The sequence below is a fragment of the uncultured Treponema sp. genome (assembly GCF_946187725.1).
GTDB lineage: Bacteria > Spirochaetota > Spirochaetia > Treponematales > Treponemataceae > Treponema_D.
Genome location: NZ_CAMHSK010000013.1, coordinates 21,682 through 41,446, shown reverse-complemented (window position 1 = coordinate 41,446; position 19,765 = coordinate 21,682). Strand labels below are relative to the sequence as shown.

Below are 19,765 nucleotides of genomic sequence, written 5' to 3'. Positions count from 1 at the left end.
ATCACTTGTCAAAGAAGGAATGTGCTTTCCGAGCAGCCGTAATAAAAAAGATTTCATGCCTTTTAATTTCAGGAGTCATTCATGTCAAAAAAATCCAGCAAAAATCAGAAAAACACTAAAATCAACAAAAAAGTGCTTTTAATTGCCCTGGCATCCTTTTTAATAATCGCTTCTGTTCTTTTATTCATTATTTTTTCACCATCAAGAACATACACCGTAGCCTTCTATAAAGTTGAGGATGTGCAGAGACATGGAATCACCGCGACCATAAAGAAAATCGCAGAAGAAAAGAAATTTGCTGTCGAATTCATTCAGTACAACTCAGACAAATCTCTCGAAGAACAGGTTCCGATTGCTAAAAAACCGGCGCTTGTAATCACCACTTCAGGTTTTGCAGTCGATGAAGCAATCGACAAAGCTTCGTTCAGGTCGGCTGTTCCGGCAGATTTTATTCAGGGCATGACTTCATCAATGCGTTCGGCTATCAAACAGGAAGACGGCAAAATTCAGGCTCTTCCTTTCCTTTCAAGCCATTATGAAGTTGACATTGATCTTGCAGAATTCCGAAATTCAAATACAAAACAAATCAACACATGGAAAGATGTTGAAAAATTCATGAGGGAACAAAAACGCAAGCAGGACGCACCGATGGTTTTCGCTGGCGGCAATCCCGATGATTTCCTTGATTTTGCCGGAGCTTTTGCAGAATCACTTGACGGTGCACCATCATACGGCGATGCAGTTCAAATCCTCAAAAATAATAAAAAGAATTTCAATCCTGTGAGAACAGCAATTCAGCTTTGTGACGAGCCTGATTCACCGCTTGCAACTACAGTAAAACAGCTCAAATCATGGTACAAGTCGGGCTTCATTCATCCAGGCGTTTTCTCTTTCCAGACCAATGATGTTGAGGCATTCGCTTCAAGCCGCCTGTCGAGCGTTCTTTTCATGTCATTTGAAAATCACCGCCAGGTTGCACAGAAAACAATTTCCCGCTATACATCAATTTATTTTCCGTCAGAAAACCCGGCAAACACCCGTGTTTTTACAGGAAAAAGCTATTTCGCAGTTCCGCTCACTTCTTCAGAAAAAACAAGAATTCTTCTTCCGGAGCTTTTGAGCACAAGTAATCAGGAAGCACTGAGCCGCTCAACACAAGTTGCACCAGTTCTTGCACAGAGCAGAATCCCGGACAAGCAGGCCGATGATGCTCGTTATTGGATTGCTGCCACAACTGCCCCGCTCGCAGGTCTTTCAAACGAAGTTTACCTTACAAAACAGCAGAAAATCGCACTCGCAGCAGAAATTGCAAGCAGAATTAAAAATTAGCATGATATGCCGGAAATTTGTTCTTTCGCTGATTTTTCTCATTTTTCCGCTTTTCGCCTTTGCGTATGAAAAAGTGCCTGTTACGATAAACTTCAAGGGCGGCGGAGAACTCTACACTTTTTTTTATTGTTTCAACGAACATTCCGATGGGAAAAAAGCGGCTGAAGAACTTTTTAACTTCAAGCACTATGACAACCTGGCAGCGAGCAAACGAAAAAAGATGATGCCGGTTCCAATCGGAACAAATGTCGGCTACTACACCTATGCGATTTTCTGTTACGGCTATGAATTCTGGCTTTTTGAGAACAAAAACGGCTATCTTTGGGGCGTAGGAGCAATGCTTGACTACCCGCTAGGTTTTTCAAATTAAAGAAAGCTGTGCCGAAATAAAAATTATGATAAAAAGGGTGAATGCACTGGCAAGAGTTGTCCACACGACAAGCTGACCTGCAAGTTCCGCATCACTTCCCATTTCAGCAGACATTGGCACGGTAGAAACTGCAAGCGGCGTGCCATATAAAGCAATGAGGGCAGGAAATTCAATCGAAGAAAAACCGAGTTTTACTGCAAAATAAAGGCAGACAACCGGACAAATGACGGTTCTTGCAAGCACCCCCACAATAATCTTATGTTTAAGCCTTGAAACCGCGCTGAAAGTAAAATTTCCGCCCAAAGCAATAAGTGCAACAGGACTTGCGCACTGAGCAAGCATTGAAACCGCTTTGTAAACGAATGGCAGGGATTTTTTAACTGTAAAGAGTTTTTCGCCGTCACTTCCATACGGAATCAAAAGTCTGATTAAAAGACAGAAAAGGCCGGTCGCAACGCCAATAATAAGAGGATTCGTCGCAATTTTCTTTAATATTGAAAAAACGCTTATTTTTTTTGCAGGATTCCCATTTTCATCATCAACAAAAATCGAAAGTGCAATTATTGCAAGAACATTAAAAAACGGAATCGATACGGAAGAAAGAATTGATGCGGCGACGACAGGCTGTGGATCTCCCGAAGAAATCGACATGGCAAGCGAAATCCCGATAATCGCAAAATTCGAGCGGTAAGCACATTGAAGCATAACGCCTTTCTGCAAGGCATCTTTCACAAAAAAATGAACAAAAACAAGTGCCAGAAGAAAAAAAATCAAAATCGAGACGACGGCATACAGACAAAGCTTTCCATAAGCGGCAATATCCGAAATCTGCTCAACATTATAAACATTGAAAAAAAGCAGACATGGAAGACAACAACGGAAACAAAGCTTATTCAAAAGCGGAAAAAACTTTTCATCAAAAAGATGTATTTGTTTCAGAAAATACCCGACAGAAATCACCGCCACAATCGGCATGACAGCGTTCATTGTGAAAAGCAGGTTGTCAATAAAAAATCGTCCGTCTTCCATAATTCTTTTATTTTAATCAGTAAAGAAGCCTATTCAATTTGCTTCCATTTATCAATAAATTCAAGCATGAACTGCTGAACATTGCTGAACCACTTTTTCTGGAAAGCACAGGCTTCCACACCAATGTAGCGGAAATGCCAGCATTCCCACATGTAGCCGGTTACATCCTCATAGCCTTTGGGAAAAGAAAGACTCCAGCCATAATCTGCGGCATGATTATAAACCCACTTCCCCATTTCAGTATCGCCCCAGTCATCAGTGATTGAGCCGAAATCTACGGCAGTTCCAAGCTGATGCTGACTGGTTCCTGGGCGTGCAGAATATCGTTCAGCAAGCTCAAGGCCATCCTGGGAAACATATCGCTTAAAAAGCCTGTCCTGATAGGAATATGAGCGGTAAGTAGAAGAAACCATCAATTTAATTCCGTCAGCAAGGGCAGCACGGGAAAGATTTTCCAAGGCAGCATAACCTTCAGGTCGAAGTGAAAGGTCATTCCGGCTTACATTCCACAAATCGTTATTTTTTACGGATTTTAAATCTTTTGGAACATAATCAGAACCGACATTATGCTTTTTGTCAATGAGATAAAGCAAATCAAGTTCATCATTGCGGTGAAGTTTTTCTTCAGCTGCTAAAACTTTATGCAAATCAGAAAGAAATTCTTCTGGATTTCCATTTGGAATGGCATTTTTACAACGCTCACTCATCGAAGAAAGGACAGTTCTAAGTTTTTCGATTTCAGGATTTGCAGGCTGAACAGGCTCAACCGATTTTTGCGGAGCCTTGTTGGTCTGAGCTAGTGCAATTTTTTCTTTGCAGGAAAAAAACAAAACAGAAGACAATAAGACAAATAAAACTTTTTTCATAATATTTTCGTAAATCAAACTTGGGGCATTACGAGGAAAAGCCTCTGCAGACGGAGGCTTCCCCAGAAAATCTTTCAATTTTCAAGTTTTCGTTTACTGAACTTCCGTTACTGCGTGAATAATATCAAAAACATCGTAAAAACCGGTTTCTTCAAGCGCAATTCTGGCCGGGGCCGACGGATTCATCATGTAAAAACGATGCCCGCAATCTTCGCCGTCATTGAATGTAGCCATCATAAGACCGACACCAACGGAATCAATTGCTTCAACGCGCTCCAAGTCAACCACGATATTTGACTTTTTGATGTTTTCATCAAGTTTTTCTGCAAGTTCAGTAATCGTATAAGTGTTCATTACGCCTGAAACTTCATAAATGATATAGTTTGAACCTTCTTTTTCAACAATTGAAAGCTGTTCCATAAAAATCTCCTGTTAAGCTTTAAGCATTTTCAAAGTAAAGATACTTACATCGTCATCAAGTTCCTTTGAAAGGAAGTCGAGCAACATATTGTAAGAAGAACCAATCATGCTCTGTGCTGAAAGAGTTGTATTTTCAATGATTGATTTCTGCAAACGGTCTTTACCGAATGGTTCACCACGAAGTGATTTTGAGTCAAGCATACCGTCAGTACATGCAAAAAGAATATCGCCAGGATTAAGTTTTACTTTTTTGACCTTAATGTACGGAGAAATATCTTTTACGAAGCCCAAAACATGACCTTCACCCTGAATTTCCATGACGTTATTGTAAGCCCTGTTGTAGAGGAACAAAGCTGGGACAGCACAGTTAATATAGTAGACAGTATTTTCTGTGAAATCGATAAGGGCAAAAACACCCTCAAAGAATGTACCACGCGGAAGATTGAAGCGGATGAACTGATTTACCTTTTCAACAAGGAGTTTAAAATCCTTTGTTTCCTGAAGGTATGTTCGGATAACGGACTTAACGATTACCATGCTCATTGAAGCAGCAATACCCTTACCCGAAAGGTCACCCATTACAAAAATATGACGGTCTTCAGAAAGTTTAATTAAGTCAATGAATTCACCACCGATGTTATGCGCGTGAACCATCATTGTGCCTGAATCATATCTCTTATTGCGGATTGGATCCATGTTGCCCTGAATAGATTCGATAATCTGAGCAGACATTTTAATTTCTCGGTTTACGACACCGACAATAGATTCGTTACCGATGTTCTTCATGTAATAACCGAATACGAAGAAGTATGAGTAAAGCTTTGTAAATACCTCACGGTCATAACTTGTGTAAACGTTATCACCCGCTTTTACACCAAGAATAATGACACCAAGAATGTGACGGCCTTCGTTCAAAATGATGAATGCTTCAGAACCGCTGTCATGGAAGAATTTGAATATTTCCTGACGGATTTCCGGAGCATAATAACTTGTCGAAAGGTCACTTCGGAAGAGGATTCGTTTATTCTGGTTTAAGAGCGTATCAAAAAACTTAGTTTTGGTAGGGAAAGTCAGTTTCTTTTCTTCTGGCAAATCATAAACAGACTCAATTTCTTCACTACCATTATCAACAAGGATACGCATGAAAGACATACCAATGTTTTTTGTAAAAATTGACTGCATGTTTCGGACAATTTTTTCTGGGTCGTCAGAAAAGTCGAATTTTGAAAGGTCTTCCTCGAACAAGGCAGCATATCGCAATGAGCGGAAACCTGACCGCCTGTTAAAGACTTTCAAAATCTGGTATGAAACAGCAACCACGGCAGTTATGAGGAGAGCCATGAAGAAGAAGAACGAGAATCCGTGATGAGAACTTCGTGACCACAAAAACGCGAATCCGAAACCGATTATGCTCGACGGCAAGATAAAACAGATGATACCTTTAAGGAAGAAACCAAGTATTGAATAGAAGTCATAAAGGAAGTCAACGATTGTAGCCCGGGCGATAATCCACTGCGCAAGAACAAAAGGCACAAGAACAAGTGCGGAGAACATTGCAACTCGTCTGTATGCGATATGGATAAATGCCAATGCAAACCATGCCGCTACAAGAGCAAGGGCATTAAGAATTGATTTCTGATGGTCAAGCCTTCCGATACGGTTCTCTGCACGAAGAAGCATAAAAAGGACAGAAAAGAACGGAAGGAATACAAAAACAACAGCATTATATAACTGCAGCCAGTTGTATGGGAACATGACGGCAAGATCATCCATGAAAAGAGACCGTGACTCGATTCGGATTCCGACGAAATTTGTAATTACAACACCTGTAAAATGGAAGAAAACCGCCCAAATACACCATATTGAACCAGCAAGAGAAAGTACCTGTGCGATGAATTTCTTTTCCAAAGCAGGATAGAAAATGTAATAAGCAGATAAGTTAACTGAATAAACTCCGAAAAGAATATAGGTAAGATCTACGAAAAATGTTGCAAGCCTTTCTGGAGCACCAACAGCAGCAATAAGAGTGAGGCCCATTGAACCACAGGCAAGCGCAAGATAAACATTCAGCGAAATAGCCGGATTCTTTCCTTCATTGCCTGTTTTTGCATCAACAAAGATTGCGAGCCATGTCAAAAATAGAGCAAAAGCAATATTAATTAACGCGTAAATCATCTATTCTACCTACCTTTGAACTTTTGCGACGAGCATAGTCAAGTCATCATGAAGCCTTGTATCTGCATTGTAACTCAGAACAAGATTGACAATATCATTGACGAAATCCTGAGGGTCTTTTGAAGCACTCGCCTTAATTGTGTCAGTGAACAGCTCTGTATCACCAAGCTCCACTTTATCAGCGTTCATTACCTCAGAAACACCGTCCGAAGCCATCATAATCAAATCGCCAGAGAAAAGACGCTGCTCAGAAACCTGAACATCCCCCGGCTCAATAGGAATAATTCCAACAACGGAACAGTTTGAAGAAAGAGATTTGATTCGATATCCATCAGGAGAACGGGTAACAACAATCGGGTCAGACATTGAAGCGTTTACATAAGTAATTTTCATTTTTTCAGTGTCAACGATTCCAATGAAAAGAACGGTGTATTTATCCTGAAGATGCATACCTTTGATAGCCGCATCGACCGCGATAATCATACCGACCAGATCTTCTTTATTTTCCTTGATTTTTACGGTATTGATAACCAAGCCCATGACGAGAGCCGCAGCAAGACCTTTACCAGAAACATCGCCTAACATAAGAAGGGTTTTATTTTCATCAATCGGAAGAACAGTGTAATAGTCACCAGAAACATTGATGAGCGGGCGGAAATATGCACCAAGCTTCATGTTCTTGATTTCCGGGAGTTTTTTAGGAATGAATGAGCGCTGAGCATCAGCAAGCTGCTGCCATTCTGTTGAAAGTTCAGAAATTTCAGAAAGGCTTGAAATGATTCGTGAACGGCTTTGGAAACGAACAAATTCCTCGTACAGTTTTTCATAAATTTCTGTATCGAAAAGATAAGTGTAGCGGTTGAAAACATAGAAATGCTCACCGTCACTGGCAAAGAAAAATCCACGGGCTTTATTTCGATTTTCTACGAGACCGAGATTGTCACCGATGAAGTTAATCGGATCATGCCATGCAACATCGTAGTTCAGATCCAGTTTGGTGAGGATTTTCGGATCATTTGTGAATCTATTTGGACTATTATATAGAATATAGTTTGCATTTCGGTCCACATAAAGAACAGAACAATCCGCATCAAGTTCTAGAACTTCAGAAACAGCGTTCGTAAAATCTTCAAGAGAATAGCAGAAACGAAGTCTGTCGATGAATTTCGTAAGGAAGAAAGTCGCACCAGAATTCATTGATTTTTTTTCAATTTTACCGCGTGCGTGATCAAAAATCGTAACACTCGTAAAAAGCAGAATAGCAAAAAGAATGGAAGTTACAATAATTGGGAAAAGATTGGAATATGTCTTGTAGTCCGTCAATTTTGTCTGCGGAGCAAGGTTAATCGCAATAAAAATGAACGCAAGTGCAGCAATAAAGTTTATTGTAATCAAAGCAATGCGCCTTTGAGTCTTGTACATAAAGCCCCCTTATCTCTATATTATCGGCAGAAAAACCGGATTTCTCTATTTAAATGGTAAAAGACTAATATTCGTTGCTTGGAATGTTCTGTTCAGAACGAGAATCCCCGCCAAAATCACGGCGAGAAGAAGAATCACGCTCCCTTTTTGAAAAAGAGCCTCGTCTGAAATCATTTCTTCGGAAATTTGACCTTCCACGGCCCTCACCGCTTCTCTCCCCTCTTTCGCGGTAAGAATGATCAGGTCTGTATTCATCATCCTGATTTTCTGAATCCCCATGTCTTGGACGGAAAGTGTCATCGCGGTGGAAAGAAGACTTTCTGTATTCATCACGATTAGAATCATCACGCTCATCATGATTAAAACGCCCTCTTCTTGGACGGAATCCATCTTTATCAGAAAATTTTCGTTCACCAGCTGGTCTGAATCCTTTTTCAACAGCTACAGTTACGCGGATTCTTCGTCCGTCTACTTCCTTGCCGTTCATGCCGCCAATTCCACGCTCTCCCATGATTTCAGTTGCCATTTCAACAAAAGCAAAACCTTTTGACTGCTGCGTAAAGCGGTCTTTCATAATCTGAACAGAAACGACATCACCATAATTTGAAAAACACTCTCGCAAAGTGTCTTCAGTAGTGTTGTAGCTCAAGTTGCCAACATAAAGTTTCATATAATCCTCTAAAAAATAAAGTCCCACTATTATATCACGAATATAAATTTTTTGGTATAATATTTTCTATGATTAAAGCAGAAATTACAGATTCAGAATTACTCGCTCACATGGACAGTATTCATAAAGACGAAATGACGATTTTCGTTATGGCAGACGGAGAATTTCGCGGCGCTTTCTTCAACGGAACGAAACTTGTAAACCAGATGAGGGCTCAGCATAACCTCGGAATTTTAGAAACAATGGTGCTTGGTCAGGCAATGCTCTGTGCGGCCCTTCTGATTCCAATGATGAAAGGACGGGAACACATCACCTTCCGCTATGACACAAACGGACCGGCAGCAGGATTTTCCGTTGAGGCAGATTCCACAGGCTATGTCCGGGGATTTTTGTTCCAGAATCAGATTCCGGTCGAAAAACCTCTTGAAAACTGGGATTTAGCTCCATTTTTTGGTGACGGCACGCTAACAATCTCACGGCTTGGAGAAGGAATGAAAGAGCCTCAGATTGGCACGGTCGAAATCATGCACAAGAACATCGCAAAAGACCTTGCATGGTACTTTTTACAGAGTGAACAGATTCACACAGCTTTCAACACGAGCATTCAGTTTGACGAAAAAGGCCGTGTAATCGGTGCGGGCGGAATGTTTTTGCAGAAAATGCCGTCTGAAGGCGGAAAACGCGTAAAAAGCAATCAGAATGAACTTTCTCAGCTGAGCGAAGATGAACTGACTCAGAAAGTCGAGAACGCGTTCAAGGCAATGCCCTCAATCGGAAAATGGTTCAGCGATGGCGGCGACATGGAAGATGTAATTTACGGTCTTTTCAGGGAATTCGAACCAAAGGCAGTTCTTAACCGCGATGTGATTTTTGACTGCCCATGCAGCGAGGAAAATTTCATCGCACACATAAAGCACTTGCCGGCCCAGGAACTCAACGACATCATCAAAAACGATCCGGCTCCCATTGAAGTAGTATGCCACTGCTGCGGAAGCCGATATAAAATCAAAAAAGAACAGCTTAAATAGTTAGCAGTTAGCAGTTAGCAGTTAGCAGTTAGCAGTTAGCAGTTAGCAGTTAGCAATAAAAAAATCACCTCAGTCATGCCATTACAAACGCGTGACTGAGGTGAAATTTTATAAACCACGAAATTCTCTCTGTGAACTCCGTGCCCTTTGAAGTGTCGAATTTTTATTTCACAAACTCTTTTTTCAAGAAATCAAGGTCGAGTTCTGGATAAAGAACGAACTTGCTCAAAAGGGTCTGAACTCGCTTTGATGCGGCTTCTTTTACGGCCGGATCAAGTTCAATCTTGCCTTTTGCAGGTTTTCCTTCTTTTGTGAGGCCTGGTTTTGTTCCTTTGAGAACCTGATCGATGATTGAAGCAACTTCCTTCATTTCATTCTCACCCATTCCCAGAGTTGTAAGGGCGGGAGTTCCCAAGCGCAATCCAGATGTCCACCATGCACCATTTTTATCATAAGGAAGAGCATTTGCGTTTACAGTAACGCCGCACTCGAACATTGCAGCTTCAGCCTGTTTTCCAGTCAATCCGTAAGAAGTGACATCGGCGAGCATGAGGTGATTGTCAGTGCCGTCTGTTTGCAAGCGAACGCCCAAATCCTGCAAGGCTTTAGCAAGTGCCTGTGCATTTTTGACGACTTTCTGAGCATATTCCTGATAAGCAGGAGTATTTGCTTCTTTAAAAGCGATTGCTTTTGCAGCCATGACATGAGGAAGAGGACCACCCAAAACCATAGGGCATCCCTTGTTTACATAGTCAACGAATTCTTTTTTGCAGAGAATCATAGCACCACGCGGACCACGAAGAGTCTTGTGGGTTGTTGTGGTTACGATGTCAGCCCATTTTACAGGATCGTAATCGCCAGTGAAGACTTTACCGGCTACCAAACCTGCGAAGTGAGCCATATCTACCATAAGAACAGCTCCGCATTTGTCCGCAATCTCACGGAATCGTTTGAAATTGATTTTTCGCGGATATGCAGAATATCCTGTAAGAAGAATGAGAGGCTTAACTTCCATTGCCTGCTTTTCGATTGCATCGTAATCCAAAAGGCCTGTATCTTTATCTACACCATAAGGATGACTTTCAAACATGCGGGCAGAAACATTCATTTTATAACCATGAGTAAGATGACCACCGCAAGAATAATCCAATCCCATGAGTTTCTGATTTCCAAAACGCTTTCGGAGTTCGGCAAACTGCTCTGCAGTCAGGTCGTTCAAAGATTTTACGCCAAGTTCCTCAAGAGTCGGTGTTTCAACCTTTGCAGAAAGAATTGCCCAATAAGCCACGAGATTTGTGTCTGCACCAGAATGCGGCTGAACATAAGCATAATCAGCCCCGAAAAGGTCTTCTGCTTCTCTTGCAGCTTCCATTTCAACAGCATCAACATTCACACAGCCACCGTAATAACGATGCTCCGGATATCCTTCTGCATATTTGTCAGTAAGAAGGTTGCCCATAGCAGACTGAACAGCAAGCGAACAATAGTTCTCAGAAGCAATCAGTTTGAGGTGACTTCGCTGATTCTGAATCTCATTTACGACACTGGCTGCAATCTTAGGATTTACGGAAGCAACCTGCTGTAAATTAGAAACATAAGCGCACATTGCGGCAGTCGGCTTGTTGCCGCAAGAAGAAAGGTAATTTTCCAATGGCGTAGACATAATTTTCTCCCAAGTGTTATTTTTAATAGAAACAATTTTATCGAAAAGAACAGATTATTTCAATTATCAATGCCGGTAAAGATATGGACATCTCTGTAGCTTTTCATGGACAAAACTGTTATTATAGTCATATGAAACTCACAAGATTCAAATCACTCTTTATCATTACAGCTTGTTCAGCCTTTTTGGCAGCCTGCACCACTATTCCAAAAGAAATTCCAGAGGAACTCACAGCACAGGAACTCATTCAAAAAGGCCAGACTGAATTTGAAAACGGACATTATCAGGCCGCAATTTGTTATTACAATGCAGTCACTGAGCGCTACGCAGATTCTCCACCGCTTTACCTCGAAGCATATTATGAAATCGGGCATCTTTACATGCGCCAGAAGAAATACAGCAAGGCAGAACCGATTTTTCAGGATATCCTCGATTTGTACGCAAATTCTCAGCCTGGAACCTTGCCTGGTTCATATCAAAAGCTCGCACAGCTTGAAATGGACAAAATCAAAGAAAAAAAATAACAGGTCTGCTCGGAAACTGTGGTCATCTTGCGACTAACGGTTTCCGCTCCTCCTTCTAATCCCTGATAAAAAAAGTGTCGGTATGGTAAAAATCTCTTCTTTTTGATAGAATAACCTACCAATTTTGGAGATTAAAAATGACTGACACGAACATCGCTGACATAGATTCTTCGCCTTACGATTTTCGTTATGAAGAAAAAGGCTTTTACCGAAACAAAACAGGCCTCACCCCAGAAATAGTTGCAAAACTTTCTGACGACAAAAACGATCCCGAGTGGATGCGTGAATTCCGCCAGAATGCCCTCAAAATCTACAATGAACTTCGCGTTCCTGAATGGGGCCCCGATATCAGTGGCCTTAATATAGAAGAAATTGCAACATATGTCCGCCCGAACACAAAAATGCAGGGCAAATGGGAAGATGTTCCAGAAGACATCAAAGACACATTCGAAAAACTCGGCATTCCTGAAGCAGAACGCACAAGCCTTGCAGGGGTTGGTGCTCAATACGATTCAGAACTTGTCTATCACAACTTGCAGGATGAAGTAGCAAAACAGGGCGTTATCTACACTGATTTTGAAAGTTCTTTGCGCGGTCCGTATGCCGACATGGTAAAAGAGCATTTCATGCAGCTCGTAAAGCCAAACGACCATAAATTTGCTGCCCTTCACGGTGCAGTCTGGTCCGGCGGTTCATTTGTATATGTACCAAAGGGCGTAAAGGTCGAAATTCCATTGCAGTCATATTTCCGTCTCAATGCAAAAGGCGCAGGTCAGTTTGAGCATACGCTCATTATCGTTGATGAAGGTGCCGACCTCCACTTCATCGAAGGCTGTTCCGCACCAAAATACAATGTTGCCAATCTTCATGCCGGATGTGTAGAACTTTATGTAAAAAAAGGCGCACATCTCCGCTATTCAACGGTTGAAAACTGGTCAAAAAACATGTACAACCTCAACACTAAGCGTGCAAGGGTTGAAGAAGGCGGCTCAATCGAGTGGGTTTCAGGCTCTTTTGGCTCTCATATTTCATATCTATACCCGCAGAGCGATTTGATTGGCAGAGCGGCCCGTGCAGAATTCACTGGAGTCACTTTTGCAGGAGCTGGGCAAAATCTTGACACCGGCGCAAAAATGGTTCATCTGGCCCCGGACACAACAAGCGTAATCACAACGAAATCCCTCTCAAAAAGCGGCGGAATTTCCACATACAGAAGCGCAATTTACATCGGAAAAGAAGCAAAAGGGAGCAAGGCAAGCGTCTCTTGTGAAAGCCTCATGCTTGACAACAAATCCCGGAGCGATACCGTTCCTGCCATGGACATTCACACCGATGACTGCGATGTTGGCCATGAAGCAAAAATCGGGCGTATTTCAAACGATGCGGTATTCTATCTCATGAGCCGCGGAATCAGCGAAGAAGAAGCAAGAACAATGATAGTCTCAGGCTTCGCGAACCCGGTATCAAAAGAGCTTCCGCTTGAATATGCCGTTGAGATGAACAATCTTATCCGTTTGGAAATGAAAGGTTCTTTGTAATTAGGAATTAAACATATGACAGAAACACTGAAATTTACTGAAATAAATAAAATCCCTTGTCTCACCTGGAACTGGCTCAAAATGAATCATGCGTCTCTTGAGCTTGACGCCGATTCACAAATCATTTCTGAAAAAAAAGAAATAAATGCGGTCAAAAAAGGCGAGATAATCCATATTCCGTTAACCTTTGAAGACGGCAAACGCTACGAACATGAGCACATCATCACCGCAGAAGAAGGGGCCGAAGTCACCGTAATTTTGGACTACACTTCCCTTCCAAAGGCAGCAGGATTTTCTTCAATAAAAACACAGCTCATCGCAAAACCGTACTCAAAGATTCATCTTGTGAAAGTCCAGCTTCTGGGTGAAAATTTCATCCAGATTGACGACACAACCGGAGTATGTGACGAAAGTGCAAAAATCGAAGTCACGCAGATTGAGCTTGGCGCCTCAAAAGTCTACGCTCAGGTAAAAAATGAACTGAACGGATATTCTTCCAAATTCAAGTCCGATACAGCCTACATCTGTAAAAGCACGCAGCTTCTGGACATGAACTATCTTGTAAATCACTACGGCCCCAAAACCGATACAAAAATGCTCGTAAAAGGCGTTGTTGACGACAATGCGCTCAAAGTTTACAGAGGCACAATCGATTTCAAAAATGGCTGTACTGATGCCACAGGCGATGAGCAGGAAGAAACCCTTCTGATGAGCAAAAATGCCGTAAACAAGTCAATTCCAATGATTTTGTGCGACGAAGAAAATGTAAGCGGAACCCACGGAGCCACCTTAGGCCGTCTCGGTTCAGATGAGCTTTTCTACATGCAGTCACGAGGAATAAGCGAAGAAGAAGCCAAAAAGATGATGATGAAAGCCAAAATTTTAAGCGTCGCAAGCCTTATTCCAAACGAGGATGTCCGCTCAAAGATAGAAGCTTTCTTGAACTAAAAGAAAAGCCGAGTTCTGCAAATGCAAAACCCGGCTTTTTCATTCTATAACTATAGAACCGCCTAAAAAGACTTAGACTTTCAGCAATGCACTATTTTGTGTATGCCTTCCATGTTGTCTCAACCAATGTATCGACATCAGAATATTTTGGTTCCCAGCCCAAAAGTTCTTTTGCAAGATCGTATTTTGCATAAAGACTTGCAGGATCACCTGGTCTGCGTGGAGCTTCAGCGGCAGGAATTGGTTTTCCTGTGATTTTGCGGGCTGCCTCGATAATCTCTTTGACAGTTGTGCCTTTTTCGGTTCCGAGGTTCAATTTCAATGATTTGCCGTTCTTTGTGATGTAATCCAATGCCATTACATGAGCGCGTGCAAGGTCTGTTACATGGATGTAATCACGGATACAAGTACCGTCGCGGGTATCGTAATCTGTACCGAAGATTTTAAGTTCACGCTGACCGAGAGCTGCTTCCATAACTCTAGGAAGAAGATTTTCAGGCTTCTGCTCAAGACCAGTGATAACACCTTCAGGATCGTAACCAGCCGCATTGAAATAGCGGAGAGCTGCGAATTTGAGGCCGCGAAGCTTATCATACCATTCCATGAAGCGTTCGATTTCAAGTTTTGTGAAACCATAGTAATTAATCGGATTCTGAGGATGCTTTTCATCCATAGGCAGATACTGAGGCTCGCCAAAAGTTGCCGCACTTGACGAGAAAATCATAATTTTACAGTTGTGTTTTACAGCGGCATTCATGATGTTGAGAGTACCAGTGATATTGTTGATTGAATATTTTTCTGGTTCGACCATGCTTTCACCGGCAGCCTTGAATGCCGCAAGATGTACAAAAGCGTCAAAACCGCGTGCAAAAGCCAAATCCAAATCACGCTCAAGCAAAATGTTTCCATAGATGAATTCGTTTTCTTTAAAAAGATTTTCACGCAATCCGCTTGAAAGATTATCAAAAACCGTGACAGTATGACCTTTTGCCATCAGTTCCTTTACGACATGGCTTCCAATGTAGCCAGCACCACCAATTACCAATACCTTCATATTAACTCCTATCAGGTTTTATTATATCATTGATTCAAAATAAATGTCACGCACGCACGAAAGCCTTATGATTTAAACAAATCAATTTCATTTCCGATTGCAAGCACTGACTTTCGCATGAGATCTGAAAGGCCAGCAAGGCGGGAACCAGTTTTGCTGATTTCCTGAGCGCCATTAGACATTTCGCTCATACTTTCTTTGATTACGCCAGTAGATTCCTGAAGATTGTGAATTTCATCAAGAATAAGACGGTTTCCTTCTGCCATTTCGTGGCTTGCTGTTCGAACTTCGCTGGTTCCGTCGTTCATGACTTTGAGTGAATCTACAATCTGCTGACTTCCGACCTGCTGTTCTTCCATTGCGGCCCTTATCTGACGGACAAGCTGGTCTGTGTTAATAATCTGATCGTTCACTTCCTTGAAACTCTGGCTGCTTACTTTTGAAGACTCGACCACAGCTGCAATAGTTGACTGAATTTTATTAAGCTCACCGGTAATTTTCTTTGACTGAACTGATGATGTCTCTGAGAGCTTACGGATTTCATCTGCAACAACAGCAAAGCCCTTTCCCGCTTCGCCAGCATGAGCCGCCTCAATTGCCGCATTCATTGCAAGAAGATTGGTCTGACTTGCGACATCCTCAATTGCTTTGTTTGCATCCTGCAATGTGCGAGACTGCTCTGAAACAAAGCGAATCTGCTCTTCGACCTTTTTCTGCTGCTCAACCCCAGTTTCGGCATTATGAGCAAGCTGTTCAAAAGTATTCGCCATTCGCGTTACCGAAGAATTAACCGAAGAAATGTTTCCAATCATCTGCTCAACAGCACTTGAAGCCTGTGAAACCCCTTTAGACTGATTTTCAATCATCCGTTCAAGAGAGTTGATATTTTCTGCGATTTCCGCAACGGCCGCTGAAGTCTGAGAAACGGCATTCGCCTGAGAATTCATCTGCTCACCGACGCCATCGATATTCGTAATGATTTCCTGAATAGAAGAAGAAACTTCCTGTACGCTGTCCTGCAAATCATTTTCAGCATATCCTAACTCATCGCGGGAAGTTTTGATTTGAGAAACAATATTCTGCAATTTTTCAACGAATTTATTGAAACCACCGACCATGCTTCCGATTTCATCTTTTGTCGTAACTTTTATGCGTTTGGTCAAATCAGCATTTCCAGAAGCAATTTCGTTAACGGCAGTGTCAACCGTATGGATTGGTCTGATAATTGGAAGAGTCATGACGAAAGCGACCAGAATCGCTGCGGCAAGAACCACAAGCAGGATAATGACAACAAGCGTGATACTCTTGTAAATCGGTGCGGTAAGCTCTTTAAGCGGCCCGATTGAAACAAAAGTCCAGCCAGTTTCATCAGAAATCTTCTGTGCCATAAAATAGATGCCGTTTTTCGAATCAAGATTAAAGAAAACACTTCCTGAAGTGATTGAATTTCTGAATGAAGAGGCAGATGGATATTCAGAGTAAAAATTTGACGCAAGAAGCTTTTTGGCATCAGGATTTGTAAGATAATTTCCGTTTGAATCAAGAATAAAAGATTCACCTGATTTTGAAAGCTGCGTTCCCGAAATCAAATGCGTCAAATCACCAAGAAGAATATCGACTGCAACAACCCCGCATACAGAACCGTCTACAGAAACTGAACGAGCAACCGTGGTACAAGGTTCGTTTGTCGTCGCATCAACATAAGGATCAGTAACAACTGGCTGAGCAGCCTTGATACCCTTTGAGTACCATTCGCGGGAAGGCTTGTCATAATCAGCATCAGGAATCCATTCATCGCTCGAATAGAAAATTCCGCCCTCACCCATTGGAAGTGTATCTGTATAATAGAGACAGTACAACGCCTCGTCATCTTTAATTACCTGTGCAAAAGACTCAATGGTCTCCCTTTCCTCAATTTCATGCGATGTTACAAAAACCGCCATATCATTTACGATTGTGGCAGGTTTTTGCAAAAATGAGCGGATTTTTGAAGTGGCCTGAGAAACCTGAGCTTCGGCGCTCCCGGAAACATTCTCTTCGATTGAAGACATTTGCATGGTAACAAGCGGAACTGAAATCAGCGCGCTCGCAAGAATGACCACGGCAAGATTTGAAAAAATTATTTTATGTTTGATACTAAGCATTAGTGACGCTCCGATATTAATAAAATTTAACATCATTATACAGTCACTTTTTTCAATCAGCAAGAAAAAAAATAATCAGCTTTAATGTCGAGTTTTGTGACACCGACATTCACCCTGATAACAACGCTTTTTCTATCTTCCGCGGTCGCTCTTATTGTCCGGAACGATTATTGCGTCTATCATTATGCCTTTTTGTTCGGCCTGCTTTGCGACAAGCTCTTTCGTGAATTTTCCGCTTCCTCTGGGGCGTGGATGAGGCTCAGCGTCTCCAATCAAAATGATTTTTCTCTCGGCATCATCACGCCACTTGTAGTATTCAACAGATGCGAACAAAGCCTCGTAGACAGCTTCAGGAATATCACCACCCTCAGTGCCATAAATATAGAATCCGTTCAGATTTTTCTTAAAGACTTCAACATCTTCGGTAAATTCAAATTTTTTGACCGGAAGATTCATCCATTTGTAAGTGTCGCCGTAATCCCTGTATAAAAGAAGACCAAGCCGTAAATCCTTAAATTCCTTGAGTTTTTCAATAAGCATTGGAACCCATACAGTCCTCAAAGTCTGAATATCATCTTTCATACTGCCGGTAGAATCGATTGCAAAAACGACATCTGCCTTGTCCTTGTTTTTGATTCTATCAAGAGATGCCATTATGTCATCAGGCAAACTTGCAGGTCCCTTCGAATAAACCATTTCACCGCCGCCAAAAGCCGCAATATTCTTAAAGCTCTCAACAGCGACCGGATTGTAATCATCGGTAAGGATTATAACAGGCTCCGGCAAAGGCTCTGGTTCAGGCAATTCCATTTTCGCCGGTTCAGGAATCACTTCTTCCTTTACCTCAACGACCTCTTTTACAGGAATTTTTCCCAAATCAAACATATACGCATTGTCAGCATAACTTCCAGAATAATCACCATATTTCTTTTCAAATGTACGGATGTTGATGAAAGTTCCCCTTCCGATTTTTACAGAACCATTTCTTGTCCATGGATAGCCGTAAGCGATTTCTCCTGGAATGTAAATATGGAATGCGAGTCCGAACTCCTCATCTTTTTCAGCGGTCGAATCAATCAATGAATATTTTGCATATTTTGAATCAAGGATTTTTCCGTTGAGATAGCGGATTTCATCACCGTTTATCGTGTTGTATTCAATCGCCCGGTAAGCATAATTATCTTCTTTGCCCTCCGGATCTTTTGTCGTTTCGACAAGCATCACCGACTCGACGCCACTTTTCTTTCTTATATATAGGTGATATCCACCAACGGTCGAGAAATCACTTCCTGAATCATAGACAAGTCTAAGGTCTTCAGGATGAATCAAAATGTCTTCTGCAGCGAAAATTGATGCGAAAGAGAAAACTGCCAAAAAAATAAAAAGGACACATTTCTTCATATTCAAACAATCGGCATAAAAGAATATTGAAATTAGACAAAAGTATGATATAATGAGAAGAATGAACGAGCAGAAAACGGAATTCACAGCTGTGGATATAAATGATTTTTTCGACTCAAATGAGCAGCCTCCCAGCGCTGAAATAGACACTGGTATCGTTGTCTTCACCGAGCATCAAAGGCAGCTTGTACACACAATGCGTGATATGCTCGCAGGTGAAAACGCAAGTCAGCTTGAACCTTTAAACAAGCGTATTGATGATTTAAAAAAACTCGCCATCGCAATCGCGACCTTCCCTTCACTTTTGGAACGGGCAGATTTAACAGGCGGCACACGCACTCCAGACTCACTCATTGATTCACTAATCAATTCAAACCGAGAGGGCGATACAACACTTCAGCTTCCTTCAAAGGCAACTCTGGGCAAAGGCTTTCTTGTTGCAAAACTGCATACTTTCTCTTCTCTCGAAAAAATCGCACGGAAAGCAAATCTTGAGCCGAGCTTCACGCAAAAAATTCACGATGAGACAATTTCAATGATGTTCCTCCTTCTTGCAGAGGATGTCTATCTCAATCTTATCCGTGACACAAGTCTTACAATCGAAAACCGCCGTCAGCTTGCACTGGCCCTTCTCCTTTTGTGGGAGCATCGTGCTGACCAGAACATTTATGATATTTCTCCGGTTCTCCAGTCAGTCTGGAACGCCCGCAGAAGGCTTGCTCCCGCATTCGGAACAATGATGGGTACGAGCGAACTGATTATGATTTCATTCCAGCTTGACGAGCAATGGTCGCAGTTCATCAAGACAAAACTCGGGGAACAGGGCGTAAATCAGGCAATGGAAGAATTCCTTTTCGGAATCTCATACGAGCAAATCACCAAACTAAAGCTCATGCTCCGTGAACGAGGGATTGCCGCAATCGGCCGCGATGAAGTTTCAACCTTCCTCGGAACAGACATCAAAACAAATGTAAGTGAAGATTACCGTGATTTCTTCCAGCAATACTCTCTCCGCCGCGACAATGCACGAGCCAGAAAGCGACTTGATTTACCAGGACCTCATAAAACGCTCGAAGACTACTTCATCAGTTTCGTAATGGAAATGAACCGCGAAAAACAAGAAAAAGATCTCCATAAACACGAGAATTTTTCAGAAAACAAGGCCGTTATCGCTTGATTCTTTT

At 41.9% G+C, this 19,765-nt stretch carries 17 protein-coding genes; 7 read left to right on the top strand and 10 right to left on the bottom strand.

The features are described from left to right. Positions 1–81: 81 nt before the first annotated feature. The gene (locus tag Q0Q74_RS07055) at positions 82–1,329 is read left to right on the top strand and encodes a hypothetical protein (RefSeq protein ID WP_294429634.1); all 1,248 of its coding nucleotides are present in this window, start codon (positions 82–84) and stop codon (positions 1,327–1,329) included. A gap of 1 nt (position 1,330) precedes the next feature. Beyond that, on the top strand, positions 1,331–1,699 hold the full coding sequence (locus Q0Q74_RS07050; protein ID WP_294429633.1) for a hypothetical protein: 369 nt from the start codon (positions 1,331–1,333) through the stop codon (positions 1,697–1,699). Here the strand turns inward: Q0Q74_RS07050 and Q0Q74_RS07045 are convergent. The 6 genes from Q0Q74_RS07045 to Q0Q74_RS14205 all read right to left on the bottom strand — a co-directional run bounded on the left by Q0Q74_RS07045 (position 1,691) and on the right by Q0Q74_RS14205 (position 8,281). After that, positions 1,691–2,728, bottom strand: coding sequence for an AEC family transporter (locus Q0Q74_RS07045; protein ID WP_294429632.1), 1,038 nt, complete (start codon positions 2,726–2,728; stop codon positions 1,691–1,693). The genes Q0Q74_RS07050 and Q0Q74_RS07045 overlap by 9 nt on opposite strands. A gap of 29 nt (positions 2,729–2,757) precedes the next feature. Beyond that, positions 2,758–3,594, bottom strand: a complete 837-nt coding sequence (locus tag Q0Q74_RS07040; protein ID WP_294429630.1) for a M15 family metallopeptidase — start codon at positions 3,592–3,594, stop codon at positions 2,758–2,760. 93 nt (positions 3,595–3,687) lie between these two features. Then, on the bottom strand, positions 3,688–4,014 hold the full coding sequence (locus Q0Q74_RS07035; RefSeq protein WP_294429628.1) for an STAS domain-containing protein: 327 nt from the start codon (positions 4,012–4,014) through the stop codon (positions 3,688–3,690). A 12-nt stretch (positions 4,015–4,026) separates the two neighbouring features. Then, positions 4,027–6,189 (bottom strand): PP2C family protein-serine/threonine phosphatase, encoded by a 2,163-nt coding sequence (locus tag Q0Q74_RS07030; protein WP_294429625.1) that lies wholly within the window; start codon positions 6,187–6,189, stop codon positions 4,027–4,029. A gap of 9 nt (positions 6,190–6,198) precedes the next feature. Next, on the bottom strand, positions 6,199–7,611 hold the full coding sequence (locus Q0Q74_RS07025; protein WP_294429624.1) for a PP2C family protein-serine/threonine phosphatase: 1,413 nt from the start codon (positions 7,609–7,611) through the stop codon (positions 6,199–6,201). Positions 7,612–7,675: 64 nt separating this feature from the next. Beyond that, the gene (locus Q0Q74_RS14205) at positions 7,676–8,281 is read right to left on the bottom strand and encodes a hypothetical protein (RefSeq protein ID WP_367268332.1); all 606 of its coding nucleotides are present in this window, start codon (positions 8,279–8,281) and stop codon (positions 7,676–7,678) included. Positions 8,282–8,349: 68 nt separating this feature from the next. On the opposite strand from Q0Q74_RS14205, the gene Q0Q74_RS07015 reads away from it, so the two are divergent. Then, complete coding sequence (locus tag Q0Q74_RS07015) at positions 8,350–9,309, top strand: Hsp33 family molecular chaperone HslO (RefSeq protein WP_294429623.1); 960 nt, start codon at positions 8,350–8,352, stop codon at positions 9,307–9,309. A gap of 163 nt (positions 9,310–9,472) precedes the next feature. Here the strand turns inward: Q0Q74_RS07015 and Q0Q74_RS07010 are convergent, their stop codons facing one another. Next, entirely contained in the window at positions 9,473–10,972 is a 1,500-nt protein-coding gene (locus Q0Q74_RS07010; RefSeq protein WP_294429622.1) for a glycine hydroxymethyltransferase, read from the bottom strand. 131 nt (positions 10,973–11,103) lie between these two features. Between Q0Q74_RS07010 and Q0Q74_RS07005 the strand changes: the two genes are divergently transcribed. From Q0Q74_RS07005 to Q0Q74_RS06995, 3 genes are all read left to right on the top strand, one after another. Beyond that, positions 11,104–11,496: a tetratricopeptide repeat protein gene (locus Q0Q74_RS07005; RefSeq protein ID WP_294429619.1), complete on the top strand. Its 393-nt coding sequence runs from the start codon at positions 11,104–11,106 to the stop codon at positions 11,494–11,496. A 137-nt stretch (positions 11,497–11,633) separates the two neighbouring features. Next, a complete protein-coding gene (gene sufB, locus Q0Q74_RS07000; protein ID WP_294429618.1) occupies positions 11,634–13,034 on the top strand; it encodes a Fe-S cluster assembly protein SufB in 1,401 nt (466 codons plus the stop codon). A 15-nt stretch (positions 13,035–13,049) separates the two neighbouring features. Continuing rightward, the gene (locus Q0Q74_RS06995) at positions 13,050–13,982 is read left to right on the top strand and encodes a SufD family Fe-S cluster assembly protein (RefSeq protein ID WP_294429617.1); all 933 of its coding nucleotides are present in this window, start codon (positions 13,050–13,052) and stop codon (positions 13,980–13,982) included. Between the two features lie 91 nt (positions 13,983–14,073). On the opposite strand, the gene galE is transcribed toward Q0Q74_RS06995, so the two are convergent. The 3 genes from galE to Q0Q74_RS06980 form a co-directional block, all read right to left on the bottom strand. Further along, positions 14,074–15,036, bottom strand: a complete 963-nt coding sequence (gene galE / locus Q0Q74_RS06990; protein WP_294429615.1) for a UDP-glucose 4-epimerase GalE — start codon at positions 15,034–15,036, stop codon at positions 14,074–14,076. A 65-nt stretch (positions 15,037–15,101) separates the two neighbouring features. After that, the gene (locus Q0Q74_RS06985) at positions 15,102–17,180 is read right to left on the bottom strand and encodes a methyl-accepting chemotaxis protein (RefSeq protein ID WP_294429614.1); all 2,079 of its coding nucleotides are present in this window, start codon (positions 17,178–17,180) and stop codon (positions 15,102–15,104) included. Between the two features lie 132 nt (positions 17,181–17,312). Beyond that, the gene (locus Q0Q74_RS06980) at positions 17,313–18,581 is read right to left on the bottom strand and encodes a vWA domain-containing protein (protein ID WP_294429613.1); all 1,269 of its coding nucleotides are present in this window, start codon (positions 18,579–18,581) and stop codon (positions 17,313–17,315) included. A gap of 61 nt (positions 18,582–18,642) precedes the next feature. Between Q0Q74_RS06980 and Q0Q74_RS06975 the strand changes: the two genes are divergently transcribed. Further along, on the top strand, positions 18,643–19,758 hold the full coding sequence (locus Q0Q74_RS06975) for a hypothetical protein (protein WP_294429612.1): 1,116 nt from the start codon (positions 18,643–18,645) through the stop codon (positions 19,756–19,758). The last annotated feature ends 7 nt before the right edge of the window (positions 19,759–19,765 follow it).